The organism is Streptomyces sp. NPDC005566, assembly GCF_040605575.1.
In the GTDB taxonomy this organism is placed as follows: domain Bacteria; phylum Actinomycetota; class Actinomycetes; order Streptomycetales; family Streptomycetaceae; genus Streptomyces.
This window is the reverse complement of the sequence record NZ_JBEXDB010000031.1, coordinates 1-24,312: the sequence shown is the minus strand read 5'-3', so window position 1 is coordinate 24,312 and position 24,312 is coordinate 1. Positions and strand designations below refer to the sequence as shown.

24 protein-coding genes are annotated in these 24,312 nt (G+C 71.8%); 14 read left to right on the top strand and 10 right to left on the bottom strand.

Features of this window, described 5'->3' with window-relative positions:
• The first annotated feature begins 76 nt into the window (after positions 1-76).
• From ABZS61_RS32935 to ABZS61_RS32920, 4 genes are all read left to right on the top strand, one after another.
• The gene (locus ABZS61_RS32935) at positions 77-1,198 is read left to right on the top strand and encodes an epoxide hydrolase family protein (RefSeq protein ID WP_356429583.1); all 1,122 of its coding nucleotides are present in this window, start codon (positions 77-79) and stop codon (positions 1,196-1,198) included.
• A gap of 32 nt (positions 1,199-1,230) precedes the next feature.
• On the top strand, positions 1,231-2,475 hold the full coding sequence (locus ABZS61_RS32930) for a cytochrome P450 (RefSeq protein WP_356429580.1): 1,245 nt from the start codon (positions 1,231-1,233) through the stop codon (positions 2,473-2,475).
• Positions 2,472-3,494: an NADP-dependent oxidoreductase gene (locus ABZS61_RS32925; protein WP_356429577.1), complete on the top strand. Its 1,023-nt coding sequence runs from the start codon at positions 2,472-2,474 to the stop codon at positions 3,492-3,494. The genes ABZS61_RS32930 and ABZS61_RS32925 overlap by 4 nt, the downstream gene beginning before the upstream one ends.
• A 93-nt stretch (positions 3,495-3,587) precedes the next feature.
• Positions 3,588-4,694: a winged helix DNA-binding domain-containing protein gene (locus ABZS61_RS32920; protein ID WP_356429574.1), complete on the top strand. Its 1,107-nt coding sequence runs from the start codon at positions 3,588-3,590 to the stop codon at positions 4,692-4,694.
• Positions 4,695-4,755: 61 nt separating this feature from the next.
• Here ABZS61_RS32920 and ABZS61_RS32915 read toward each other — a convergent pair whose 3' ends face one another.
• The 4 genes from ABZS61_RS32915 to ABZS61_RS32900 all read right to left on the bottom strand — a co-directional run bounded on the left by ABZS61_RS32915 (position 4,756) and on the right by ABZS61_RS32900 (position 8,269).
• Positions 4,756-5,799, bottom strand: coding sequence for a ketoacyl-ACP synthase III family protein (locus ABZS61_RS32915; protein WP_356429571.1), 1,044 nt, complete (start codon positions 5,797-5,799; stop codon positions 4,756-4,758).
• A 13-nt stretch (positions 5,800-5,812) separates the two neighbouring features.
• A complete protein-coding gene (locus ABZS61_RS32910; protein ID WP_329207405.1) occupies positions 5,813-6,040 on the bottom strand; it encodes an acyl carrier protein in 228 nt (75 codons plus the stop codon).
• Positions 6,041-6,099: 59 nt separating this feature from the next.
• A complete protein-coding gene (locus tag ABZS61_RS32905) occupies positions 6,100-7,317 on the bottom strand; it encodes an FAD-dependent oxidoreductase (protein ID WP_356429568.1) in 1,218 nt (405 codons plus the stop codon).
• A gap of 106 nt (positions 7,318-7,423) precedes the next feature.
• Positions 7,424-8,269, bottom strand: a complete 846-nt coding sequence (locus ABZS61_RS32900; RefSeq protein WP_356429565.1) for an NAD(P)H-binding protein — start codon at positions 8,267-8,269, stop codon at positions 7,424-7,426.
• A gap of 241 nt (positions 8,270-8,510) precedes the next feature.
• On the opposite strand from ABZS61_RS32900, the gene ABZS61_RS32895 reads away from it, so the two are divergent.
• From ABZS61_RS32895 to ABZS61_RS32885, 3 genes are read left to right on the top strand one after another with little or no spacing between them, the layout of a single operon-like run.
• Positions 8,511-10,025, top strand: coding sequence for an amino acid adenylation domain-containing protein (locus tag ABZS61_RS32895; protein ID WP_356429562.1), 1,515 nt, complete (start codon positions 8,511-8,513; stop codon positions 10,023-10,025).
• 36 nt (positions 10,026-10,061) lie between these two features.
• The gene (locus ABZS61_RS32890; RefSeq protein ID WP_356429558.1) at positions 10,062-10,835 is read left to right on the top strand and encodes an SDR family oxidoreductase; all 774 of its coding nucleotides are present in this window, start codon (positions 10,062-10,064) and stop codon (positions 10,833-10,835) included.
• 51 nt (positions 10,836-10,886) lie between these two features.
• Positions 10,887-11,429 carry a VOC family protein gene (locus ABZS61_RS32885; RefSeq protein WP_356429555.1) on the top strand — a complete coding sequence of 181 codons (543 nt, stop codon included), beginning with the start codon at positions 10,887-10,889 and terminating at the stop codon, positions 11,427-11,429.
• Positions 11,430-11,499: 70 nt separating this feature from the next.
• Here the strand turns inward: ABZS61_RS32885 and ABZS61_RS32880 are convergent, their stop codons facing one another.
• The 3 genes from ABZS61_RS32880 to ABZS61_RS32870 all read right to left on the bottom strand — a co-directional run bounded on the left by ABZS61_RS32880 (position 11,500) and on the right by ABZS61_RS32870 (position 15,772).
• Positions 11,500-12,753: a cytochrome P450 gene (locus ABZS61_RS32880; protein WP_356429552.1), complete on the bottom strand. Its 1,254-nt coding sequence runs from the start codon at positions 12,751-12,753 to the stop codon at positions 11,500-11,502.
• Between the two features lie 82 nt (positions 12,754-12,835).
• On the bottom strand, positions 12,836-14,263 hold the full coding sequence (locus tag ABZS61_RS32875) for an alpha/beta fold hydrolase (RefSeq protein ID WP_356429548.1): 1,428 nt from the start codon (positions 14,261-14,263) through the stop codon (positions 12,836-12,838).
• A 21-nt stretch (positions 14,264-14,284) separates the two neighbouring features.
• Positions 14,285-15,772 (bottom strand): MFS transporter, encoded by a 1,488-nt coding sequence (locus ABZS61_RS32870; RefSeq protein WP_356429545.1) that lies wholly within the window; start codon positions 15,770-15,772, stop codon positions 14,285-14,287.
• Positions 15,773-15,999: 227 nt separating this feature from the next.
• On the opposite strand from ABZS61_RS32870, the gene ABZS61_RS32865 reads away from it, so the two are divergent.
• The 3 genes from ABZS61_RS32865 to ABZS61_RS32855 are packed head-to-tail and all read left to right on the top strand — an operon-like array spanning position 16,000 to position 18,171.
• Positions 16,000-16,323, top strand: a complete 324-nt coding sequence (locus ABZS61_RS32865; RefSeq protein ID WP_356429542.1) for a 2Fe-2S iron-sulfur cluster-binding protein — start codon at positions 16,000-16,002, stop codon at positions 16,321-16,323.
• A complete protein-coding gene (locus ABZS61_RS32860; protein WP_356429540.1) occupies positions 16,323-17,618 on the top strand; it encodes an FAD-dependent oxidoreductase in 1,296 nt (431 codons plus the stop codon). The genes ABZS61_RS32865 and ABZS61_RS32860 overlap by 1 nt, the downstream gene beginning before the upstream one ends.
• A complete protein-coding gene (locus ABZS61_RS32855) occupies positions 17,611-18,171 on the top strand; it encodes a hypothetical protein (RefSeq protein ID WP_356429537.1) in 561 nt (186 codons plus the stop codon). Before ABZS61_RS32860 ends, ABZS61_RS32855 begins: the two co-directional genes overlap by 8 nt.
• 210 nt (positions 18,172-18,381) lie before the next feature.
• On the opposite strand, the gene ABZS61_RS32850 is transcribed toward ABZS61_RS32855, so the two are convergent.
• The 3 genes from ABZS61_RS32850 to ABZS61_RS32840 all read right to left on the bottom strand — a co-directional run bounded on the left by ABZS61_RS32850 (position 18,382) and on the right by ABZS61_RS32840 (position 21,464).
• A complete protein-coding gene (locus ABZS61_RS32850; protein ID WP_356429534.1) occupies positions 18,382-19,647 on the bottom strand; it encodes a cytochrome P450 in 1,266 nt (421 codons plus the stop codon).
• Between the two features lie 183 nt (positions 19,648-19,830).
• Entirely contained in the window at positions 19,831-20,976 is a 1,146-nt protein-coding gene (locus ABZS61_RS32845) for a hydrolase (protein ID WP_356429532.1), read from the bottom strand.
• On the bottom strand, positions 20,973-21,464 hold the full coding sequence (locus ABZS61_RS32840; protein ID WP_356429529.1) for an SRPBCC domain-containing protein: 492 nt from the start codon (positions 21,462-21,464) through the stop codon (positions 20,973-20,975). The genes ABZS61_RS32845 and ABZS61_RS32840 overlap by 4 nt, the downstream gene beginning before the upstream one ends.
• A gap of 206 nt (positions 21,465-21,670) precedes the next feature.
• Between ABZS61_RS32840 and ABZS61_RS32835 the strand changes: the two genes are divergently transcribed.
• From ABZS61_RS32835 to ABZS61_RS32820, 4 genes are all read left to right on the top strand, one after another.
• Complete coding sequence (locus ABZS61_RS32835; RefSeq protein ID WP_356429526.1) at positions 21,671-22,456, top strand: SDR family NAD(P)-dependent oxidoreductase; 786 nt, start codon at positions 21,671-21,673, stop codon at positions 22,454-22,456.
• Between the two features lie 56 nt (positions 22,457-22,512).
• Positions 22,513-23,055 (top strand): flavin reductase family protein, encoded by a 543-nt coding sequence (locus tag ABZS61_RS32830; protein ID WP_356429523.1) that lies wholly within the window; start codon positions 22,513-22,515, stop codon positions 23,053-23,055.
• Positions 23,052-23,981: an MBL fold metallo-hydrolase gene (locus ABZS61_RS32825; RefSeq protein ID WP_356429521.1), complete on the top strand. Its 930-nt coding sequence runs from the start codon at positions 23,052-23,054 to the stop codon at positions 23,979-23,981. Before ABZS61_RS32830 ends, ABZS61_RS32825 begins: the two co-directional genes overlap by 4 nt.
• Before the next feature lie 103 nt (positions 23,982-24,084).
• Complete coding sequence (locus ABZS61_RS32820) at positions 24,085-24,240, top strand: hypothetical protein (RefSeq protein ID WP_356429519.1); 156 nt, start codon at positions 24,085-24,087, stop codon at positions 24,238-24,240.
• The last annotated feature ends 72 nt before the right edge of the window (positions 24,241-24,312 follow it).

Here is a 24,312-nt window from a genome sequence, read left to right as displayed (position 1 = left end):
GGTCGACCCGTGCTCGAGCAGCCATCCGTAGCGTGCCATGGCACAGCACCCCGGCGGCAGTCCAGGAGGAAGACGTATGAGCACGGCACTCACGCCTTTCCGCGTCGGGTTCCCCGACGCGGATCTCGCCGACCTCGGCGAGCGGCTGTCCCGGACCCGGTGGCCCGACAAGGAGACGGTCGGTGACTGGTCGCAGGGTGTGCCGCTGGCCTACCTCCAGGAGCTCGCCGAGTACTGGCGGAGCACCTATGACTGGCGGGCGGCCGAGGCCCGGCTGAACGCGCTGCCGCAGTACCGCACCGAGATCGACGGTCTCGGCATCCACTTCCTGCACGTGCGTTCGCGCCACCCGCAGGCGAAGCCGCTGCTGCTCAGCCACGGCTGGCCCGGATCCGTCATCGAATTCCTGGACGTCATAGGCCCGTTGACGGACCCCGAGGATCCGGCGGACGCCTTCCACGTCGTCTGCCCGTCGCTGCCGGGCTTCGGCTTCAGCGACAAGCCGGACGAGGCGGGCTGGACGGTGGAGCGCACCGCGGCCGCCTGGGCGGAGCTGATGAACCGGCTCGGATACGAGCGGTACGCGGCGCACGGCACCGACTGGGGCTCCTTCCTGACCGGGATCCTGGGCGAGAGCGACGCGGAGCACCTGGTGGGCATCCACCTGGCGATGCCCTTCGCCCGGCCGCCGCAGGAACAGGTGGAGCTGGACGAACGGGATCTGGCCGGCCTGGCCGCGCTCAAGGAGTTCCAGACCCACGAGGGCGCGTACTCCGTCCTGCAGGCCACCCGTCCGCAGACGCTCGGGTACGGGCTCTCCGACTCGCCCGTCGGCCAGCTGGCCTGGATGATCGAGAAGTACTGGGCATGGAGCGACCACGACGGCGACGTCGAGAAGGTCATCCCCCGCGACCGGCTGCTGGACGCCGTGACGCTCGCCTGGCTGGCCGGCACCGGCGCCTCGTCCGCACGCATCTACTGGGAGAGCCACAACAAGATGGCGCTCGGCCGCGTCGACGTGCCCACGGCCTGCTCCGTCTTCCCCAAGGACGCCCGTATGCCGCGCGCCTGGTGCGCGCACCGCTTCACCGATCTGCGGCGCTGGACCGACCACGAGCAGGGCGGGCACTTCCCCGCCCTGGAGCAGCCGGAGCTGCTCGTCGACGAGCTGCGTTCCTTCTTCCGCACCCTGACCTGAGACCCGAGACCTTCCGTCTGGAGGCACTGCCCATGACCGCCCGAACGACCGGGGTGAGTGAAGACCTGCCCGAATTCCCGTTCCCGGGTACGAGTTACCGGGGCCCCGACCCGATCTTCACGCGGTTGCGCGCGGAGCGGCCCGTCGCGCGGGTGCAGTGGAGCGGAGGCGGTCATGCCTGGCTGGTGACCCGCCACGAGGACATCAAGTCGGTGCTGGACGACACCCGTTTCAGCCGCGCCGCCTCCTACGCGCCGGACGCCCCCACCTTCAGCGGGCTGTTCCAGGCCCCTCCGGGAATGATCATCTCCCTCGACCCGCCGGACCACACGAGGCTGCGCGTCCTGGCCGAGTCGGCGTTCTCGCCGGCGCGGATCCAGGGGATGCGGCCCCGGGTGCGGGAGCTGGCGGGACGGCTGCTGGACGCGCTGGACAAGGAGTCGGACGGCGGACCGGTGGATCTGGTCGAGGGCTTCGCCGCTCCGCTGGCCATGGCCGTCATCTGTGAGCTGCTGGGCGTCCCCGAGCAGGACAGGGACCAGTTCCTCACGTGGGTACGCCAGTTCGCCGACGTGTCGGGTCCCGAGGAGCTGGCCGTCGAGGGCCGCGAGAACCTCGGTGCCTATATCGCCGGGCTGGTGGCCGGAAAGCAGGCGGAGCCCGCCGACGATGTGCTCTCCGCCCTGATCACCGCCCGCGACGGCGAGGACCGGCTCGGCTTCGAGGAGCTGGTCGGGCTCGGCTACACCCTGCTGGGCGGCGGTTTCGACTCGGCGGCCGGCCAGATCTCCAACTTCGCCCTGACGCTGCTCGACCGCCACACCGACGTCTGGCGCCGGCTCGGCGAGCACCCGGAGGACGTCCCGGCGGCGCTGGAGGAGCTCCTGCGTACGGTCAACCTGACCGGCAACGACACCTCCGGGCTGCCGCGTATCGCCACGGAGGACGTGGAGATCGGCGGCGCGGTGATCCCCGCCGGGGACGCCGTGTTCCTCTCCTTCGCCTCCGCCAACCGTGACGGGTCGGTGTTCTCCGACCCGGAGACCGTCGACTTCGGCCGGACCGTCAACCCTCACCTCGCCTTCGGATACGGCATCCATCACTGCCTGGGGGCGCCGCTGGCCCGGGTGGAGCTCGCGGTCGCCCTGGAGGAGCTGACCGGCCGCTACCCCGACGCGCGGCTGGCCGTGCCGGAGAGCGAGCTGCTCTGGAGGGCCGGCGATGTGAACCACAACCTGGTCAGCCTCCCCGTCCACCTGAGAAGGAGCACCACATGAGCAGCGTCGAGCTTCCCGCCGTCAGCAGGGAGGTCCGTCTCGCGGCCTACCCGGTCGGCGAAGTGACCCTGGAGCATTTCGAGTTCGGTGAGACCGAGCTGTCCGCGCCTGCCGACGGCGAGGTCGTCGTACGCAACGACTGGATGACGCTCGGCTCGGTGGCCCGCGACCAGATGAACCCCGACACGAAGCTGCCGATCCCGGTCTTCCAGCCGGGCGTCGCCATGTGGGGCCGTACCGTCGGCACGGTGGTCGCGTCGAACAGCGACACCCTCGCCGTCGGCGATCTCGTGGAGCACTTCTCCGGCTGGCGGGACTACGCCGTCGGCAACGCCCACGGGTTCTTCAAGCGTGACCGCTCCCTCCTGCCGGGCCCGGAGTACTTCCTGTCCCAGGGGCCGACGGCCTGGCACGGCATGGTCGGTACGGCGGCGGTCGCCGAGGGCGACACGGTGTTCGTGTCGGGAGCCACCAACGGTGTCGGTGCGCTCGCCGGGCAGATAGCGAAGTTGCGGGGCGCCAAGCGGGTCATCGGCAGCACCGGGTCCAAGGAGAAGATCGACTTCCTGGTCGAGGAGCTCGGCTTCGACGCCGCCTTCGACTACCACGAGGGGCCGGTGGCGGAGCAGCTCGCCGCACTGGCGCCGGACGGACTGGACGTGGTCTTCGACAACGTGGGCGGCGAGCAGTTCGAGGCAGCGGTCCAGGTCGCGGCCCGCGGGGCGCGCTTCGCGCTGTGCGGTGCCCTGTCCGGGCAGCACGGCGCCGGTGACGGCGGCAGTCCCCGGCTGCCCCTGATGTCCGCCATCACCAAGGACCTGACCCTGCGTGGCTTCGCGACGCTGCACACGCCCGACCAGATCGAGGGCTGGAACGCCCAGTTCAGCACCTGGCTCCGTGAGGAGCGCATCGTCTTCCCGCATACGGTCGTCGAGGGCGGTGTCGCGGAGCTGCCGGATGCGTTCGTGGCTCTGCTCGGCCGGAAGTACAGCGGCACGGTGCTGGTCAGGATGAGCTGAGACCGGCGGTCTTTTGTGCTGCGGTGGTGCCCCGGGGTCCGCGTGTCCCGGGGCACCACCGTCTTTTCATGGATACGAGGAAAGGATCCGGTCATGGTGACAGGAGACCCGAACGTGCTGGACCGACGGGCGCTCAACCGGAGCCTGCTGGCCCGGCAGCTGCTGCTGGAGCGTGCCGGACTGACGGCCGTGCAGGCGGTCGGACATCTGGTGGGGATGCAGGCCCAGGCGCCCAACCCGCCCTACATCGGCCTGTGGACCCGGCTGGCGGGATTCCGCATCGAGGACCTGGCGGACAGGGTCAGGGCCCGCGAGGTGGTCCGGCTGGTGCTGATGCGGGGCACGATCCATCTGGTCACGGCGCAGGACTGCCTGGCGCTCCGGCCGGTGCTCCAGGGCGCCCTGGAGCAGGGCCTGAAGGGCACGTTCGGCCGGAAGCTGGCGGGGCTCGACACCGCGGAGGTGGTGGCGCTGGGCCGTGAGCTGGTCGAGAAGGAGCCGCTCACGCTGGGCGGCCTCGGCACTCTGCTCGCCGGACGCTGGCCGGACAGGGATCCGTTCGCCCTGGCCAATGCCGTACGCAATCTGGTGCCGCTCGTGCAGGTGCCGCCGCGGGGTCTGTGGGGCGAGAGCGGCCAGGCCGTGCACACGACGGCGGAGTCCTGGCTCGGCGGGACGCTCGCGGAGAGCACCTCGCCCGACGCGATGGTCGAGCGGTATCTCGCGGCTTTCGGGCCCGCCACCGTCAAGGACATCCAGACCTGGTCCGGAATGACGCGGCTGGCCGACTCGGTGAACCGGCTCAGGCCCCGGCTGCGTACCTTCCGCGACGAGAACGGGCTGGAGCTGCTCGACCTTGCCGACGCTCCCCTGCCCGACCCGGGGATGCCCGTGCCGGTGCGCTTCCTGCCGGAGTTCGACAACATCCTGCTGTCGCACGCCGATCGCAGCCGCATCCTCACCGACGAGCAGCGCAAGCTGGTCTTCACCCGCAACGGCCTGATCAAGTCGACTTTCCTGGTGGACGGTTTCGTACGCGGGCTGTGGCGGATCGAACAGGCGCGCAAGGCGGCGACCCTCGTGATCGAGCCGTTCGGCGCGCTGGGCAGGAAGGACCGCGACGCCGTCGCCGAGGAGGGGAGCAGCCTGCTCGCCTTCGCCGCGGCCTCCGCCGGTACACGCGACATCCGCTTCGACTGACGTCGTACGACGGCGGGGGAGGGACCGGACAGCCCGGTCCCTCCCCCGCCGTCGTACGTGGTCAGCTCGACCAGTCCGGGGTGTCGAGGATCTCCAGGACCGTCGTCGTCCACACGTAGCCGGCGCCGGCCGCCTGGAGGACCACCAGGTCCCCGGGCTTCGCGTCGCCGCTCTCCATGACCCGGTTCAGCCCGAGGACGGGGTCGGCGGTGCCGACCATGCCGGTGCCCAGGCCCCACTCGTGCGTCGTCCGCTCCCGGTCGACGCCCAGCAGGCCGTAGAGGCCGTGGGTCACGATCGACAGGGCGAGGTTCTGGTGGAGGAAGTACCGCACGTCGGGCAGTTCCACCTCGGCCTCGTGGAGGGCCTGCTTCATCGAGAGCTGCACGCTCGCGGAGATCTTCTCGATCGCGTCGTCGAAGTCCATGTCCTCGGCGAGCAGGTAGTCCGACTTGCGCTCACTGACCCCGACCGGCGCTCCACCGGAGAACGGTGCGTCCGTCCAGCCCGCGCCACTGCGGCCCATCGGCTCCAGCGAGGGGTCCGCGTGGGAGTACGTCGCGCGGACGCGGGCGAACCCACCGCGGCTGGACAGGACGAGGGCGGCGGCGCCGTCGCCGTCGACGTTCTGCTCGTCCGATCCCCAGCGGTCGATGTACGGCATCCGGAAGGCGTCGCCGCCCGTGATGAGGGCCGCGGTGACGTCGGGGCGGGAGGTCACGTACGAGGAGGCGACCTCGAAAGCCGCCAGCATGCCGTTGCAGCCCTGCTTGATCTCGAACGCCGGTCCCGTCCCGCCGACCGTCTCGCGCTGCACGAAGCTCGCGGGAGTCCAGAAGTCGAGCCCCTGGTGTCCTATGTAGCTGTGCAGGACCAGGCCGAACTCGTCGTGTTCGTGTCCGGACCTGGCCACCGCCCGGCGCCCCGCGATCGCCGCCATCGTGGGGCCGGTCTCGTTCTCGGCGGCCACGTGGACCGAGCGGAAGCCGTTCAGCGCACGCTTCTGCTCCGTGTAACTGCCCGCGGCGATCGCCTCCTCGGCGGTCTCGATCCGCTCGGGCAGATACGCACCCACACCGGCGACGTACAGGTTGTTCCAGCGCATGTCAGTCTCTCCTTCAGGACGCGTAGAGGTACGCCGCGAGGGTCGCGGGGGTGGGCGCCTGGTAGATGCGGCGTACCGGGATCTTGATCCCGAACGCCTCCTGGACGCGCCGGGTCAGTTTGGACGCCAGGAGGGAGTGCCCGCCCAGGTCGAAGAAGCTGTCCTCCACATCGACGTCGGGCATGCCGAGGACTTCGCCGAACAGCAGGCAAAGCTCCCTCTCCCACTCCGTTGCGGTCACTGGTGCCTCCGTTGTCTTCTGCGTCGGTTGGTGGCCCCGGTCCGGGGGCGCGGTCGGCGTCATGCCGCTTCGGTCTCGAGCCGGTTGTGCAGTTCCTCGTCGTACAACTCGTCGACGGACATGCCGCCAGCGGCCACCGCGAAGTAGCGCTCCGTCAGGTCCGCGGATCCGCTGACCATGCGGAGCATCGCCATCCGGTCGGGCGTGACCTCCAGGCGGCTCACGAACAGGGTGTTGCGGTAGCCCTCGAAGAGCTCGTCCTGGAGCTCCTCCCCGTACGTCCGCAGCCCTTCGGCGAGCCGTACCGGGTCGTCGAGGACGCCGCCGACCGACGCGGCCAGCAGATCGGCCTGCAGGAAGGCGTCGCTGATGCCGCGCGCGGTGATCGAGTCCTTGTGGTGGGCGGCGTCGCCGACGAGCGCCCAGCCGGGGCCGGCCGGGGTGCGGAAGAAGTTCTGCTGGTCACCGGTGCCGCGCAGCCGCTCGACGCGTTCGCCGCCGTCCATCGCCCGCGCGTACAGGTCCGGCGCGGTGGTGCGGATGTTCTCCAGGTAGTGCTCCAGCGCGTCGCCGCGCACCCGGTTGAACTCCGCCTGCGGGAAGTACGCGGCGATCAGGGTGGCGTCGTCGTTGGTCGGTATCGCGCCGATCCAGCGGCCGGGCCGCTCGTACAGCTCGAACTGGGACTTGATGCCCTGCCAGTAGGTGAAGTAGATGCAGGACATCAGCGGGTCCTGGACCGTGTACGGGGCGTCGACGGCCTTGGCCACCGCCGACCGCATCCCGTCCGCACCCACCACGAGTCGGGCCCGCTCCTCGACCGGCTTGCCCTCCGCCGAGCGGCACTTGACCCCGACGACGCGGTCCCCGTCGAAGACGAGGCCGGACACGGAGCAGCCGTCCCGGAACTCCGCACCGGCGGCCACGGCCGCGTCGACCAGGATCTGGTCCAGCAGGTACCGGCGCGGTGCGTACGCGGCCGACTGTCCCTCGTGCGGCACGGTGCCGCCGTCCAGCCGGACGTCCTCGACCTGGTAGATGGTCCTGTCCAGCGCCGGGCAGCCGGTGGCGCGGACCGCGTCGAGCACCCCCCAGCGGGCGAGCCGTGCGATCCCGGGCTGGTGGATGTAGTGCGTGGAGAGCGTGTCACTGGGGAACCGCGCCCGGTCGACGAGCAGCACCCGATGGCCCGCCCGCGCCAGGAGCAGAGCGGAGGCGGCACCCGCAACGCGAGCCCCCACCACGATGACGTCGTACATTCCGGACCTCCAAGTCACGGACATGCCCCTCGGTTCGACGGTGGGCCGGGCGGACGACGCCCGGCCCACCGGCTTAGGAGCAATCTGAGGGCACCTTCGCAGTCTCTTCTTGAGACCCGCTCGATCAGTCCTGGGCGGCGAACGCGCCGAGGTTCTCCCCGGCCCACTGACGGAAGGTCCGCGCCGGCCGGCCGGTGACGTCCTCCACGGTGTGGTTGATCGCGGCCGGCTGCCCGACCGCCGTGGCCCACTGGCCGAGGAGGGAGGCGATGATCGGCGCCGGGATGAACCGGCCCATCTGCTCGACCGCCTGGTCCCGGGTGAGTTCTCGCACCGGGATCTCGCGCCCGAGGAGTTCCCCGAGGATGCCGATCTGCTCACGGAAGGTCAGCGACTGCGGCCCTGTGAGGGTGAGGGTGCGGCCGAGATGCGTCTCGTCGGTCAGGGCGGCTGCGGCGACGTCGGCGATGTCGCCTTCGTGGATGGGCGCGATCTGGGCTTCCGCGTACGGCAGTTCGACGGGCTGTCCCCTGCGGATGGCGTCGCTCCACCCGAACGCGTTGCCGTCGAAGGCGCCCGGCCGCAGGACGGTGCCCGGCAGCGCCGACGCGGCGAGCGCGTCCTCGACCGCCGCGTGGAGCAGGGCCAGGGCGTCGGTCTCGGCGTCCGGGCCGCCGACCGTGGACGAGGACAGCAGGACGACGTGCCGGACACCGGCCCCGGCCGCAGCGGCGAAGAAGTCCTTCGCACCGTCGGACTCGGCGTACAGGAACACCTTGTCGACGCCGCGGAGGGCGGCTTCGAAGGTGTCCGGACTGTTCAGGTCCAGTCGGACGGTGTCCACTCCGGCCGGAACGCTCAACTCCCCGGGCGTACGGCCGGATGCGCGCAGGGTGTGGCCCGCGGAGTGCAGGCGGTCGAGGACGCGGCGGCCGACGTTGCCGCGTGCCCCGGTTACGAGAATGGTCACGGTGGTACTCCCGTCGAGTGCGGTACCGGCCCGGATGGTGGGGTGGCCGACGCAGAACGTCGTTCCTGCGGGCCCGTCCGGCGGATCAGGGTCGGACGGGCCCTAAGCGGAGCCGGCAATTCAGTGAACAGGGCCGCACTCGCGCATGCCTCGACCCGGGTGGCGACACGGCCGGTTCCACCGGCATTCGAGCCGGTTCGCAGACCCTGCCGCCCCGGGCACCTCGAGAGGAGACAGGCCGATGACATCGGTAGTCGCAGCGTTTCGCCGTCGGGCCGCCGACGCCCCCGACACCGTGGCGGTCTCCGCCGGTGACGACCACCTGACCTACGCGGAGCTCGACCGCTGGGCGCGCCAGGTGTCGCGGGAGCTCACGGACCGCGCGGGGGCGACGGCGGGCGACCGGATCGCGGTCTGCCTGGAGCGCTCCCCCGAACTCGTCGCCGCGCTGCTCGGCGTGCTGGGAGCCGGTGCGGCGTTCGTGCCCATCGGTCTCGAGGACCCGGCCGCACGGGTGGCCGAGGTGTTCGCGGACGCCGAGGTGCGTGCCGTCCTGTGCGAGCCGGACGACGCCGGCCGCTTCGCCCCGTACGGCGTCCCGGTCCTGCGGGTATCGGCCCGCCCCGCGGCGGACCTGCCGCTGCCGCCGGAGACCTCCACGGTCCGCCCCGAGGACCTCGCCTATCTGATGTACACCTCGGGATCCACGGGCCGCCCGAAGGCCGTCATGGTCGAGCACCGCAACATCACGAACCTGGTGACGGACCCCAACTACGTGGACCTGGGACCCGAGGACCGGATCCTGCAGCTCGCGCCCGTCGCCTTCGACGCCGCCACGTTCGAGATCTGGGGCGCCCTCCTCAACGGGGCCCGGCTGGTGCTCGCCCCGCCGCGGCAGATCCAGGCCGAGGAGCTCGGCGCACTGCTGCGCGACGAGGGCATCACCGTGCTCTGGCTGACGGCCGCGCTCTTCCACCGGCAGATCGATGTGGACGTGAAGGCCTTCGGCGGGCTGCGCACGGTGCTGGCCGGCGGCGACGTGCTCTCCGTCCCGCACATCCGCGAACTGCAGGCCGCGGTGCCCGGCTGCGGAATCGTCAACGGATACGGGCCGACGGAGACCACCACCTTCGCCGTCTGCCACCGGATCGGCGTACAGGAGGACCTCGGCCACTCCGTGCCGATCGGCACCCCGCTGCAGAACGTCGACGTCCGGATCGTCGGCGACTCCGGCCTGCCGCTGCCCGACGGAACCCCCGGCGAGCTGTGGATCGGCGGCGCGGGAGTGTCCCGGGGCTACTGGCGGCGCCCCGACCTCACGGACAAGGCCTTCGTCACCGCCCCCTGGGACGGCGCGGCCGGGCGGTACTACCGCAGCGGCGACCTGGCCAGGCGGCGCCCCGACGGGGTCATCGAGTTCCTCGGCCGCAACGACGACCAGTTCAAGCTGCGGGGCTTCCGCATCGAGCCCGGTGAGCTCGAGAGCGTCCTGGCCGCCCATCCGCAGGTGCGCGGCGCCGCGGTCGGCGTCCGGGAGAGCCACCTGGGCGACCGCCGGCTGGTGGCCTGGGTCGTGCAGGAGGCCGACACCCTCGACCGGCGTGCGCTGCGCTCGTACCTGCGCGAGCGCGTGCCCGAGCACATGATCCCCGCGGCCTTCGTCTCGCTGGCGGAGCTGCCCATCACCGGGAACGGCAAGGCGGACCGCAAGGCACTGCCCGCCCCGGACTGGACGTCGAAGTCCATCTACGTCTGATCCCCCCTCTCCCGAGCCGACCTGAAAGGACGGAGCATGACCAACCATCCGTTCACGAACCAGTACGTCGTGGTCACGGGCGGTGCCACCGGCATCGGCCGTGCCACCGCCCTCGACTTCGCCAAGCAGGGCGCCGCCGGCGTCATCGTCACCGGGCGCCGTGCCGACCGGCTGGCGGAGGTGGCGGCACTGCACCCGGCCATCGTCCCGGTCCGCGCCGACGTGAGCACGCAGAGCGGCGCGGACGCGGTCGCCGAGGCGGTCGGCGCGCTGGGCGGATCCCTCGACGTCCTGGTGCACAACGCCGGGATCCACACCATCGGCGCGGCCGGCAGCATCGACACCGAGGCGGCCCGCGCGCTCTTCGACGTCAATGTGCTCGGCACCGTGATCCTCACCAACCGGCTGCTCCCGGCGCTCCGTTCGCCGGGCGGAAGCATCGTGTTCGTCACCAGTCCGGCCGGCCACAACCCGACCCCGATGGCTTCGGTGTACGCGGCGAGCAAGGCCGCGGTGAACACCTTCACCCGCTCCTGGGCACTGGAGCTGGCCCCGAAGGGCATCCGGGTGAACGCGGTGGCTCCCGGCTGGGTGCGTACCGAGGTGTACGAGAGCCACGGCATGCCCCCCGAGCAGGTGGACGAGCTCTTCGCGCAGGCGGCGAAGAGCGTGCCGCTGGGTGTGACGGGCGTCCCCGAGGACGTGTCGCAGTGGATCACTCTGCTCGCCGCGCCGAGCAGCGCGTGGATGACGGGCCAGATCCTCACGATGGACGGCGGCGCCGATCTCGTACGCGCGAAGCAGGTCTGAGCCCACCCGGGCCCACGAACCGAACACGGAGAAGGAAAGGACGGCACACCGATGTCGCAGACAGTGGACCGGCAGGACGGCAGCCCCGCACCGGGCCCGGTGCTCAGCCCCGAGGCCCTGTTCCACACCGGTCTGGTCGTGGAGGACCTGGACCTGGCGATGAAGACGCTGAGCGAACTGGCGGGCTACCGCTGGACCAGCGTGATGGAGCTCCAGGTGACGGCACGTACCCCGGGCGGCCTCCAGCACGGCGACCAGCGCTTCGTGCTCTCGCTGGAGGAGCCGCGGCTCGAACTCGTCGAGGCCATCCCGGGCACCGTCTGGGTGTCCGACGGCAGCAACGGGGCCCACCACGTGGGCTACTGGGCCGAGAACGACCGGATCGAGGCGACCTCCGCGGCGCTCGTGGAGCTCGGCTTCGAGGTGGAGGCCTCCAACGACACCGAGACGGACGGCACCCTGATGTGGGTCTACCACCGCGGGCTCGGCGGCATCCGCGTCGAGCTGCTCAACACCCTGATGAAGCCGTCCATGGACGCCTGGATCGCCGGGGCGGACCCCACCCAGGTCCAGCAGGACGCGCCCACCGGCTGACCGCGTCGCCCCGCACAGCAGTCGAGCCCCCGCCCTTCCCGGGCAGGGGCTCGACTGCTGTGTTCCCGGATCAGGATCCCCAGGTGACCGGCAGGGTCTCCAGGGCGTGGTTGATCCCGCCCAGGTGCCAGGGGACCTCGCTCTCGGGCACCGCGAGCCTGAGGTCGGGGAAGCGCCGGACCAGGCCGTCGATGGCGATCTCCAGCTCCATCCGGGTCAGTTGCTTGCCCAGGCACAGGTGCATGCCGTGGCCGAAGGAGAGATGCGGGTTGTGGGAGCGGCCGAGGTCGAGGCGGTCCGGGTCGGGGAAGACCCTCTCGTCGCGGTTGGCCGCCGAGATGGCGATGACCACCGCGTCCCCCTTGGCGATCTTCACCCCGCCGAGCTCCATGTCCTCCACGGCGATGCGCGGGTTGCCGGCCGAGTCCGTGGAGAAGAGGTTGACGTGCCGCAGCAGTTCCTCGACCGCCTTCGGGATCCGGGAGCGGTCCTCGGCCAGCCAGTTCCACTGGTCCCGGTGGTGCGCGATGAGCGCCAGGACGGAACTGGCGAGCTGGTTGGCCGTGGTGTCGAAGCCCGCACCGATCAGGGTGAAGGCGAACGTCACCAGCTCCGTCTCGCTGAGCCGGTCCCCGCTGTCCCTGGCCGTGATCAGATCCGACAGCAGGTCCTGGGTGGGGTTCTCGCGCTTCTCCGCGACGACCTCGACCATGTACTCGTTGAGCTTGGCCAGTCCGTTGACGGAGTCCGAGTCCTCGCCCTGGTCGTCGACGGTGACGAAGTCCCGTGCGTTGGCGGCGAACAGCCGCAGGACCCTCATCGGCACGCCCAGCAGCTCACCGATGACGGTCAGTGGCATGGGTACGGTGAACCGCTCCACCAGGTCGACCGGTCCGCCGGACCCGGCGAGGTCGTCCAGCATCCCGTCCGCGATCCGCTGGATGCCCGGCCTCATCTGCTCGATGCGCCGGGCGGTGAACGCCCCGGCCGCGAGCCGGCGCAGCCGGGAGTGCTCGGCCCCGTCCATCGAAATGATCATTTCGGGCGTCGAGGTCATCGCCCCGCCGATCCGGGGTGCACCGGGCTTCACGGTCTCGGCCCGGCTCAGCCGGGGATCGGCCAGCGCCTCCCGGGCCTCGTCGTAGGCGGTCACGAGCCAGGCGTCCACGCCGCCCTCGGTACGCACCCGTACGACCGGCTGCCCGGCCCGCAGCCCGGCGTACTGCGGGGCGGGGCAGCGGTAGGACGAGCCGGCGAGGGGGAACACCTTCATGTCCCGGCCCTCATCGGTCACGGACTCGCTCCCGTACTCGGTCACGGACACAACAGCACCTCCACAGTTGACACGGTTGCGCGGCACCGTAGAAGGCGCTGCTGGACACGGGGTTGCTTCGGACTCGACCCGCTCAGGCCGCGTCCGCCGGGACGTCCGGGCGGGGGGTGCGGCCCGGGACGGCGGAGCGTGCGGGCGGCAGGGTGCCGTCCACGAGATAGCGGTGCACGACGGCGTCGACGTGCGGGTTGCCGCCCAGCACGTACACCTCGTGCTCCCCCGAGTCCTCGACGGTGAGCAGATGGTGACCGACGAGCTCGGCCATGGCGACGCCGCCGTCGTAGTGGTCCATGGGGTCGCCGTCGGCCTGCACGATCAGGCCGGGGGCGTAGCCGTCGCGGGTGATCCGCACCGGCTCCTCGGCGGCCTCGAACGCGCGGAAGGCGCCCACCCACGGCGAGGCCCTGAGCACCCCGTAGCCGTACGGGAACCGCTTACGGAACTCCCGCATGTCCTGGTAGTACACCTCCAGGTCGGACGGCCAGGCGTGCTCCAGCGTGATGGCCTCCAGGACGCCGACGCGCAGATCGCCCTCGCTGTCCGCGGGCCGCCAGGTGCCCTGTTCGGCGAGCAGCTCGCGGCAGGCGTCCGGGTCGCCCTCCCTGGCCGCCCGGTGCACCCCGGCGACCAGGACGGCGAGGGAGGCCCACTTGCCGCGGTCGGCCGCCCGGTTGCCCACGGCCCCGTCGAACAGGGTCCGCAGCCGTACGGCGTCCTGGGGCAGCGACTCCAGGGCGGCGACCGCCTCCTCGACGGTGGTGAGCACCTGCTCGGCCGAGGCGCCGACGGCGAAGCTGCCGTGCCGCTCGCCGGTCCAGCGGGCCCACAGGTCGACGTTGTGCTGGACGGCGTCGCCCTGCTGGAGGAACTGCTCGCGCCACGTCCACTGCGGGCCGACGCAGGAGTCCAGGACCAGCCGGTCCAGTCCGGCCGGGAAGAGGCTGCCGTAGACGGCCCCGACGTAGGCGCCGTACGCGTACCCGACGAAGCTGATCCGCTCCTCGCCCAGGACGGCACGGATCACGTCCATGTCCCGGGCGGTGTTGGGGGTGCTGATGTGCGGGCGCAGGTCCCCGCCGCCCCGTGCACAGGCCTCCTCGCGCAGCCGCATGTCCTCGGCCAGTCCGGCGAACACGCCGTCCGGCGGCCGGGAGTCGAACGGCTGTGAGGGAACGGCCACTTCGGCGTACAGCCGGGTCGATCCGGCGGTTCCGCGCGGGTCGAAGCCGATGAGGTCGTAGACCTCCTCCAGCGGGGTTCCGGCGAACTTGCCGGGCAGGCCGAGGCCGTGCCCCCAGTCGCCGCCGGGGCCGCCGTTGACGGCCAGCAGGACACCGCGCCGCCGCGCCTTGTCGGTGGCGCGGCGGCGGCTGAGGGCGAGTGTGATCCGCTCGCCTCCCGGGTCGGTGTAGTCGCGGGGGACCTCGATCGTCGCGTGCTCGGTCCGGTCGTCGTCCGGTGCGGGCGACCATGCCGGCCGCTGTGTGTGGAACTCGCTCACCACCGCAAACCTCCGTTCTCGTCAGGCCGCCAGACTCTTATGTGTGCCTCGAGGGGTACTGGAACGTTCCCGGACCGGCACGAACAGGGCCGCCACCAGCCCGGCCACCGCGAACAGGGCCGCGCAGGTGAGCGCCAGTCCGTAGCCGGAGGCGAGGGCGTCCGTGGTGTCCGCCCCGGCGGCGACGCGGGCGTCGATACGGGCCGCGGACAGCGCGGCCAGGGTCACCAGGCCGGCCGCGCTGCCGAGCTGCCGGGTGGTGTTGAGCAGCCCGGAGGCCAGCCCGGCCTGATGGGCGGGGAGCCCGGCGGTGGCCGCGTTCGTCGTGGCGTTGAGCACCGCGCCCATGCCGAAGCCGAGCAGCACGGCCGGGCCCAGGACGTCCACGGTGTACGTGGCGCCCGCGTCCAGCCGGGCGAGCCAGAACAGCGCGGCGGCCGACAGCCCGAGGCCGCCGAGCAGGACCGGGCGCGGCCCGGTGCGGGGTACCACGGAGGCGATGCCCCAGCCGCCGAGCGCCATACCCAGGGACAGGGGCAGATAGCTCAGGCCGGTGACCAGCGGGCTGTAGCCGAGCACCTGTTGGAGCAGCAGGGTGAAGAAGTAGAAGGTGCTGAAGAGGGCGGCGATGCCGAAGAAGGCGACGAGGTTGGCGGCGGCCACGGAGCGGTTGCGGAAGATTCCGAGCGGCACCAGGGGGTGCCGGGCGAACCGTGCCTGGATCACCAGGAAGGCGGCTAGCAGCGCGGCGCCGGTCAGCAGCGGTCCGAGCACCCGTACGGAACCCCAGCCGTGCAGGTGCGACTCCGAGACCCCGTACACGGTGCTCATCAGCCCGAGCGTGACTGTGACGGCACCGGGCAGGTCGAGACGGCGGTGGGCGCGGCCCTCGCCCTGCGGCCGGGTCTCCGGTACCACCCAGCGGACGGCGGCGAGCAGGGCGATCCCGATGGGGACGTTGATCAGGAAGATCCACCGCCAGGAGAGCCACTCGGTGATGACCCCGCCGGCGAGCACCCCGACCGCCCCTGCTGTCCCTGAGACGGCGCTCCACCATCCGAAGGCCCGTGCCCGTGCGCCCGGTTCGGTGAAGGTCGTGCCGAGCACGGTGAGCGTGGCGGGCGCCATGACGGCGGCGCCGAGCCCCTGGAAGGCACGGGCGAGGATCAGCGTCCCCGGGGCGTCGGCCATTCCCCCGACCGCGCTGGCGAGCGTGAACAGGGCGACTCCGCACAGGAAGATCCTGCGCTGGCCGAACAGGTCCGCGAGCCGTCCGCCGAGCAGCAGGAAGCCGCAGACGACCACGGTGTAGGCGTTGTTGACGAGTTGCAGGTTGTGCCGGTCGAAGTCCAGGTCGCCCGCGATGACGGGCAGCGCCACGTTCACCACCGAGGCGTCGAGCACGTTCATGAACTGGCCCAGACAGCAGGCGACGAGCACCAGCCCGGTCCGGGGGGCGGCCCTGCCGGGCGGGGCGGGCGTCTGTCGCGTCCGATCGGTCACAGTCATGCGGGCACGCTGCGCCCCGTCGATGGACTGCCGCCGGACCGCGTGTCGACGCGCGCTGGAGCGCCGGTCCGCCCCGCGTGGCGCCGAGGTCGTGCGGGCCGCGGGGCGCCGAGGTCGTGCGGGCCCGCGCGGTCGAGATCCCCTCCACCGGGACTGCAGGGACGTATCCCACAGTCCGGAGCCGTACTTCTGCACGGCCGGCCGACATTCCACGAGGAGAGCTCGCCATGGCCAAAATCACCTACAAGCATCCGAACGGTACCGTCACCATCGTCGACGTCCAGGCGCCCAACACGGTCATGCGCGGTGCGAAGCTCAACAACGTCGAGGGCATCGAGGCCCAGTGCGGCGGCTCCGCCCAGTGCGGCACCTGCCATGTGTACGTCGACGAGGCGAACACACTGCCGCTCCCCGAGATGGACTCCGTCGAGGACGACGTGCTGTACGGCACGGCCTGCGAGCGCACCGAGTTCAGCCGGCTGAGCTGCCAGTTGCCCGTCGGTGACGAGATCGACGGACTGCTGGTCCACCTGCCCGAGGCGCAGAGCTGATGGCCGCGCACGCGGTCGTCGTGGTCGGCGCGGGCCAGGCGGGGTTCGACACCGCCTGCGCCCTGCGCAGCCGGGGCTTCCGGGGCCGGATCACGCTCATCGGCGACGAGCCGCCCGGGCCGTCCTACCGGCCGCCGTTGTCCAAGGGCTACTTGGCGGGCACGGTGCCGGCCGAGGAGATCGCGCTGCGGCCCCCGTCGTTCTACACCGAGCAGGACATCGAGCTGCTGCCCGGCGACCGGGTGGCCTCCCTCGACCGCGAGCGCCGCACCGTCCTCCTGGACTCCGGACTGCGGCTGCCGTACGACAACCTCGTCCTGGCGACCGGTTCCCGGCCCCGCACCCTGCCCGTGCCCGGCGCCTCGCTGACCGGGGTGCTGTCGCTGCGCGGCCTGGCCGACGCCGAGGACCTGCGGCTGCGGCTCAGCGGGCCGCCCCGCAGACTCGTCGTGGTCGGAGCCGGTTTCATCGGCCTGGAGGTGGCGGCGACCGCCCGCGGCCTCGGCCACGAGGTGACGGTGGTGGAGGCGCAGCCCCGGGCCCTGGCCCGCGCGCTCACCCCCACGGTGTCGGACCGGATCGTCGCCGAGCACCGCGAGCGGGGCGTACGCGTCCTGCTGGGCCGCGAGGTGATCGCACTCTTCGGCGACGGGGAGGGCCGGGTCCAGGTCATGGAGCTGGACGGCGGCGAGCGGATCGCCGCGGACCTCATCGTGGTCGGCGTCGGTGTCCTGCCGAACATCGAACTGGCCCTCGCCGCGGACCTTCTCGTCGGTGACGGCGTCGTCGTGGACGCGCAGCTGCGCACCAGCGACCCGGACATCTTCGCCCTCGGTGACTGCGCGCGCTTCCCGAGCCCGCACGCCGGCCGCCATGTCCGGGTGGAGTCCGTCCAGAACGCCTCCGACCAGGCCAAGTGCGTGGCCGCGGCGATCTGCGGCGAGCCCTACGCGTACACCGCCGTGCCCTGGTTCTGGTCCGAGCAGTACGCGCTGCGGCTGCAGATCGCGGGGCTGACGGCGGGCCACGACGAGACGGTCACCGTGGGCGACCGCGCCGACGGAAAGTTCTCCGTCTTCTGCTTCCGCGAGGGCCGCCTGACCGGCGTCGAGTCGGTGAACCGCCCCGCGGACCACGGCATAGCCCGGCGGCTGCTCACGGCCGGCACCGATCTGTCGCCCGAGACCGTCCGCGAGCCGGGCTTCGACCTCAAGAGACTCCCCCGCGGCACCACCACCCCCACGGCTTCACCGTCCCGCACAACCACCCAGGAAAGGCTGTCCGTCCATGCCTGAAACCACGTCGGCGCCCGCGGGCGCGACGCTCCCCGCGCCGTCCCGGCGCCCCCGTCCGGTCACCCTGCAGGTCCTCGGCGTCTGGCTGGCCGTGCTCGCGGTCCTGGCCGGCTTCGGCACCGCGTCGGCGGCCGCCGGTGAGACCGCACGCCACCCGCGTGCCCCGCTGTCGCTGGCCGGGGTCTGGGATCTCACGGTCAACGTCCACGCGCCCGACGGTGTGTCCACCACCACCCCGCGGTTCGTCTTCCGCGCGGACCACCAGCTGTCGGCCGAGGGCCCGCCGGACGAGAACGGCGAGCCGCTGTACGAGGCCACCGGTTTCTGGACGGAGAAGAAGGACGGAACCATCGCCTTCTACATCACCCACGGGGGCGCGGAGGGCGGCGCCGTTCTGGGCAATGTCCAGGCCGTCCACATGGGCAGGATATCCGGCAGGACCTTCAGCACCTCCGCCTACGCCTTCGTCACGGTCAGCGAGGCCGGTCCGCCGCAGGGCCCGATCAACGTCGACTCCACCGCGACCCGGGTCTCCGCGGCCCCGGCTTCCTGACCGCCTTTCCGCGAAGCCCGCATCTCACCCCCACGCGCCCGCCTCCCGCTCCTGCGAGCGGGGTGGCGGGCGTGGGTCGTTCCACCGTGCGCGCGGGCATACGGGAACGGTCCCGGCCCCCTCGTCCTCCTTCCTGTCCGTGAAGGAGGATGAGGGGGCCGGGACCGCTCCTGGACTGTCTGACGGAGCCGTTCCCGAGGGTCTGCCGGGTCAGTTGCCCCGCACGACCGGGAGGCTGGTCAGCGTGTGGTTGATCTCCCCGGTGTGCCAGGGCAGTTCGCTCTCCGGGACGGCGAGCTTCAGGTCCGGGAAGCGCCGTACGAGGCCCTCGATGGCGATCTCCATCTCCATGCGCCCCAGGTGCTTGCCCAGGCAGTAGTGCATCCCGTGGCCGAAGGAGATGTGCGGGTTGCGCTCACGGCCCAGGTCGAGCCGGTCCGGCTCGTCGAAGACGTCCGCGTCCCGGTTGGCCGAGGCGAGGGAGAGCAGGACCGCGTCGCCCTTCGGGATCGTCACGTCGCCGACCTCGATGTCCTCCGCCGCGATGCGCGGGAAGCCGGAGGTGTCGGTGGCGAACAGGTTGACGTGACGCAGGAGTTCCTCGACCGCCTTCGGGATGCGGGAGTGGTCCTCGACCAGGTAGCGCCACTGCTCCTGGTGGTCGACCAGCAGGGCCAGTACGGAGTTGGCCAGCTGGTTGGCCGTGGTGTCGAAACCGGCCCCGATCAGGGTGAAGCCGAAGGTGACCAGCTCCGGCTCGCTGAGCCGGTCGTCGTCGTCGCGGGCCGCGATGAGCTCGGACAGCATGTCGTCGGAGGGGTTGGCCCGCTTCTCGGCGATCAGCCCGACGATGTACTCGCTGAGCTTGCCCAGGGCGTGCAGGGACGCCTCGCCGCCGGCCCGGTCGTCGACGGTCGCGAAGGCACGGGCCCACTGCTCGAACTCCCGCAGGTCCTCGGACGGCACGCCCAGGAGCTCACCGATGACGGTCAGCGGCAGCGGCACCGCCAGCTGCTGGACGAGGTCCACGGCGCCGTCCTTGGCCTCCATGTCGTCGAGGAGCTCGTCCGTGACCCGCTGGACGTTCTCCCGCATGCGCTCGACCCGCCGCATGGTGAACGCGCCGGCGACCAGTTTGCGCAGCCGCGAGTGCTCGGGGGCGTCCAGCGAAATGATCATCTCGGGGGTGGTGTGCATCGTGCCGCCCACCCGGGGGGCGCCTTCGCCGCAGGCCTGGGCGCGGCTGAGCCGGGGGTCGGCGGACAGCCGGCGCACGTCCTCGTACCGGGTGATCAGCCAGGCGTCCACACCTCCCGCGGTGGGCACCTTCACCACCGGCTGTTCGGTGCGCAGGCGGCCGTACGCGGGAGCCGGGCCGCGGTAGCTGGATCCGGTGAAGGGGAACGTGCCGGCCACCGGGCAGCCGGTGCCCTGGGGCGCCGTCTCCTGGGTGGCTGTCTCCTGGGTGACTGTCACGACGAAACCTCCGCTTGGGGCGTTACGGGTCGGGCCTCAACGTACGGACCGCCGATGGAGGCCAAGTCGCCCCGAACTGGAGTCCGTCGAGATGCCTTCGGGGCCTTGTGGGGCCCGGAGAACACGCGGGAGGGGGCGCCCGGAACAACCCGGACGCCCCCTCCCGCCGTGCGGTGGCTCAGCTCACTCGGCGGGGCCGAGCAGAACGGCCGAGTAGTTCTTCCGGGCCGCCGTGTCGTACTGAAGCGCGACGTGGCTGGTCGCCGACGTGATGTCCCGCCAGATCCGCTGCAGGGCGTGCCCCTCGCCGAGGCCCCCGGTGCCGGCCGCGCCGACCAGCAGCGCGACCGCCTCGCGGAGGGTCTCCGCGGCATAGGTGGCATTGCGCTCGTTGCGCGCCATGTGCTCGGGGGTGAACAGCCGCTCGTCCAGGACGTGGGCGTTCTCCGCCACGAGGTGACGTGCCGCGTCGACCCGCCCGGACGCCCGGACCATGGTCAGTTCGGCGGTCTGGTTGCGCCGCCGGCCGGTGATGGATCCCGCGCACGCCGCCAGGGCGCCGGTGGCGGCGCCGACGACGGGAGCGATGAAGGTGAGCCCGCCCACGGCCTGGAAGGGCACGTTGTGGGAGGCCACCTGGGAGGTGGCGTTGCGACCGGTGAGCATGTCGGTGCGGTCGAAGGACAGGTGCGCCGGTACGAACACGTCGTCGACGACGACCGTGTGGCTGCCGGTGGCCCGCATGCCGACGCTGTCCCAGGTCTCGCGCACGGTGTACGCGCCCCGGGGCATCGTGAAGAAGCGCAGCTGCGGCGGGCCCTCACCGCCTCCGACCGCCGCGCAGACCATCGCCCAGTCCGCGAAGTCGATGCCGCTGACGTACGCCCACTGGCCGGTGACCTGCCAGCCGCCGTCCACGGGCCTGGCCCGCCCCGCGGGCATCAGGCCGGTCGCCACGACCGTGTCGGGGCCGACACCCCACAGCGCCTGATGGCCCTCCTCGGGCAGGTGGGAGGCGAAGCGCGCCGAGAACGCGGCGAGCGACGCACACCAGGCCGAGGCGGCACAGCCCTCGCCGACGGAGACGACGGCCCGGGTCAGCTCCGCGAAGGAGCCCTCCGTGCCGCCGAAGCGGGCGGACACGAAGTGCCGGGCGAACCCGGCCTCGCGTATCGCGTCGGTGACCTCACGGGACAGGCTGCGCCCGGTGTCCGCGTCGGCCGCGTGCAGCGCCGCGAGGAGCCGCAGCCGGTCGGCTGCCGGGACCAGGCCCGTGTCCGCGGCCGCAGGGGAGGCCGGGGCGTCGATGACGCTTCCGTCGATGCTCATGCTCCGGCCCCGTCTGCGACGGCCTGCGCGAAGCGCTCCAGCGTCTCGCCCGGGCTCGGTCCGTCCAGCGCCTTGAAGATCCGCTCGGCGCCCGGGCCGTGCCGGTCCAGCTTGACGTGCGCGAGCGACACCTTGGTGTGGCCCCCGTCGACGGCCTCGAAGTCCACCTCGATCTGGCTCGCCCCGTCGTCGGTGGGGATGGACTGCCAGTTGGGGTCGATCCGCCAGGTCATGGCGACACGGCGGCCGGGCACCCACTCCAGGACCCGTCCCCAGGCGATCTCGGTGCCCTCCACGTCCCACTCGTAGTAGCGCCCGCCCACGCCTGCCTCGAAGGCCAGGCCGGCCCGCTCCTTGCGCACCAGGATGTGGCTCGGCGGCCACCAGTCCACGGGACGCTCGGTGAAGACCTTGAAGCATTGGTCGGGCGTCGCCGCCACGGTCACCGACTTCCTGACGTCGGGCAGGGTCTGCGTCTGCTCGGGCACGGGGCCTCCTCGCTCCAGCCGGGTGTCCGCCCGGTCGCCGCATCGAATTGGCGCCCACGCTGACGGCCGGCGCTAGGCCCCGTGTCGAGTTCGGCTGGAGGGCCGGGCCTCCACCCCGGGTCCACCGGCGTGCGAGAACCCCGCAAGGAGACGGGCCCACCTTCGAACTCCTGGACAGGTTCGACACGAACGATGGGGAGAGCACGATGACAGACGCGGGACGACGAGTTGCCTTCGTCACCGGTGCGACCAGCGGTATCGGCCTGGCCGTGACCGAGCTGCTCGCCCGGCAGGGGGTCGCGGTGTTCGGTGTGGCACGCAGCGCCGAGAGCGTACGCACCGTGGTCAAGCAGCTCCGTGAAGAGGGCCTCGAAGTGGCCGGCACGGTGTGCGACGTGACGTCCCTGGAGCAGATCCAGGAGGCCGTTCGGGCCGCGGTCGCCGAGTACGGGCGGATCGACATCCTCGTGAACAACGCGGGCCGGGGCGGCGGCGGTGTGACGGCCGAGATGGAGGACTCGCTCTGGGACGACGTGATCGAGACCAATCTGAACGGCACCTTCCGCGTCACCCGCGAGGTGCTCAAGGCCGGCCTGATGCGGGACGGCGACTGGGGCCGGATCATCAACATCGCGTCCACCGGCGGCAAGCAGGGCGTCGAACTCGCCGCGCCCTACTCGGCCTCCAAGCACGGCGTGATCGGCTTCACCAAGGCCGTGGGCAAGGAGCTCGCCCCGACCGGGATCACCGTGAACGCCGTCTGCCCCGGCTATGTCGAGACGCCGATGGCGCAGCGCGTACGCCAGGGCTACGCGGGCCACTACGGGGTGAGCGAGCAGGAGATCCAGGACAAGTTCAACGCGAAGATCCCGCTGGGCCGTTACTCCACCCCCGAGGAGGTGGCCGGCCTGGTCGGCTACCTGGCCTCCGACATCGCCGGATCGATCACCGCCCAGGCACTGAACGTCTGTGGCGGACTCGGCAACTACTGAGCCCGCCCGTACCCCCTCATGGCCCTGATGGCACGAGCAGAATCGGAGTACCTGACATGACCGCTGTGACCACCGGCGCACTGCTGGCCGAACCCGACGTGGCCGCCTTCCGTACCGCGATGGGCCGATTCCCCACGGGCGTCACCCTGCTCACCCAGGGCAGCGGCGACGACACCATCGTCATGACGCTCAACAGTCTGACCTCGGTGTCGCTCGACCCGATGCTGATCCTGGTGTCCGTGAAGGCCGACGGCCGGATGCGGCCGCGGATCTCGCGCGCCGGGAGTTTCGCGGTGAACGTGCTGACGGAGGCGCAGCGCGACCTGGCGCAGGAGTTCTGCCGCCCCGACCGCTCCGAGGGCCGGGCGGCGATGCTGCGGCTGTCCGCCGAGGAGGGCGTCACCGGCAACGCCGTACTGCCTGAAGCGGAGACCTACGTCGAATGCGTCCTGGACGCGGAGTACGCCGCAGGGGACCACACGCTCCTCATCGGCAGGGTGGTCGCCCTGTCCGGCGGCCTGTCCGCCCCCGACCCGCTCCTCTTCCACCAGGGCCGTTTCGGCCGGCTGCCCGCCGCCGCGAAGGAGGAGGGCGCGTGACGACGGCCCAGGCCCCGCGGGTGGCACCGCCGGGCTCCCTGGTGCCGGTCGCCGAGGACGTGTACGCCTTCGTCCAGCCGGAGGGCGGCTGGTGTCTCAACAACGCGGGCCTGGTCGCCGGCGGGGGCCGTTCCGTCCTGGTGGACACGGCGGCGACCGAGTCCCGCACCCGGCGGCTGCGGGAGGAGGTCGCCCGGATCGTGCCCGGCGGTCCGGACTACGTCGTCAACACGCACTTCCACGGCGACCACACCTTCGGCAACGGCCAGTTCACCCCCCGCGCGGTGGTCGTGGCCCATGCGGGAACGCGGGCCGACACCCGGGAGGCGGGCCTCGGCCTGCGCCACCTGTGGCCGGACGTGGAGTGGGGCGAGACCCCGCTGACGCTGCCCACCCTCACCTTCCGGGACGAACTCACGCTGCACGGCGACGGGCTGCGCACCGAACTCCTGCACGTGGGGCCCGCCCACACGGCGAACGACATCGTGGCGTGGGTGCCCGAGCGCGCGGTCCTGTTCACCGGCGACGTCGTCTGGTCGGGGGTGACCCCGTACATCCTGATGGGGTCGGTCACCGGTTCGCTGCGGGCCCTGGAGCGGCTGCGGGCGCTCGGGCCCGCGGTGGTGGTCCCCGGGCACGGCCCGGTCGGCGGAACGGAGCTCATCGACGCGACGGAGGCGTACCTCCGGCTGCTCCAGGGGCTCGCCCAGGACGGTCTGCGCCGCGGCGTGGGCCCGCTGCAGGCCGCGCGCGAGGCGGACATCGGGGTGTTCGCAGGGCTCCTGGACTCCGAGCGGCTGGTCGGGAACCTGCACCGCGCGTACGCGGAGCTCGACGGCCTCGCCCCGGGTGCCCGCATCGATGTGGCGGCGTCCTTCAAGGAGATGGTCGCCTTCCACGGAGGGCTGCCGGCCTGCCACGCCTGACCGTACGGCGCACACCGCGCCACGCGTACCTCTCGCACACCTCGTACCTCTCGCACACCTCGTACCTCTCGCACACCGCGCACTACCGAAGGAGGAGTCGTCGATGGAGACGATGCTGCTGGACCGCGCCATGGTGGAGTTGCCCCTGCCGCTGCCACCCGCACCGCTGGACGAGGCACCCCCCTGGGTCCCCCTGCTGCTGGCCGGGGACCTGGACGACGACGGGAGCGAACCGCACATCTGCCGCGGCATCGACTGACGGCCTGCCGGAACAGCGTCCGGCGCATGGACGAGGGGCCCAACGCGTTGGGCCCCTCGTCCATGCGCCGGA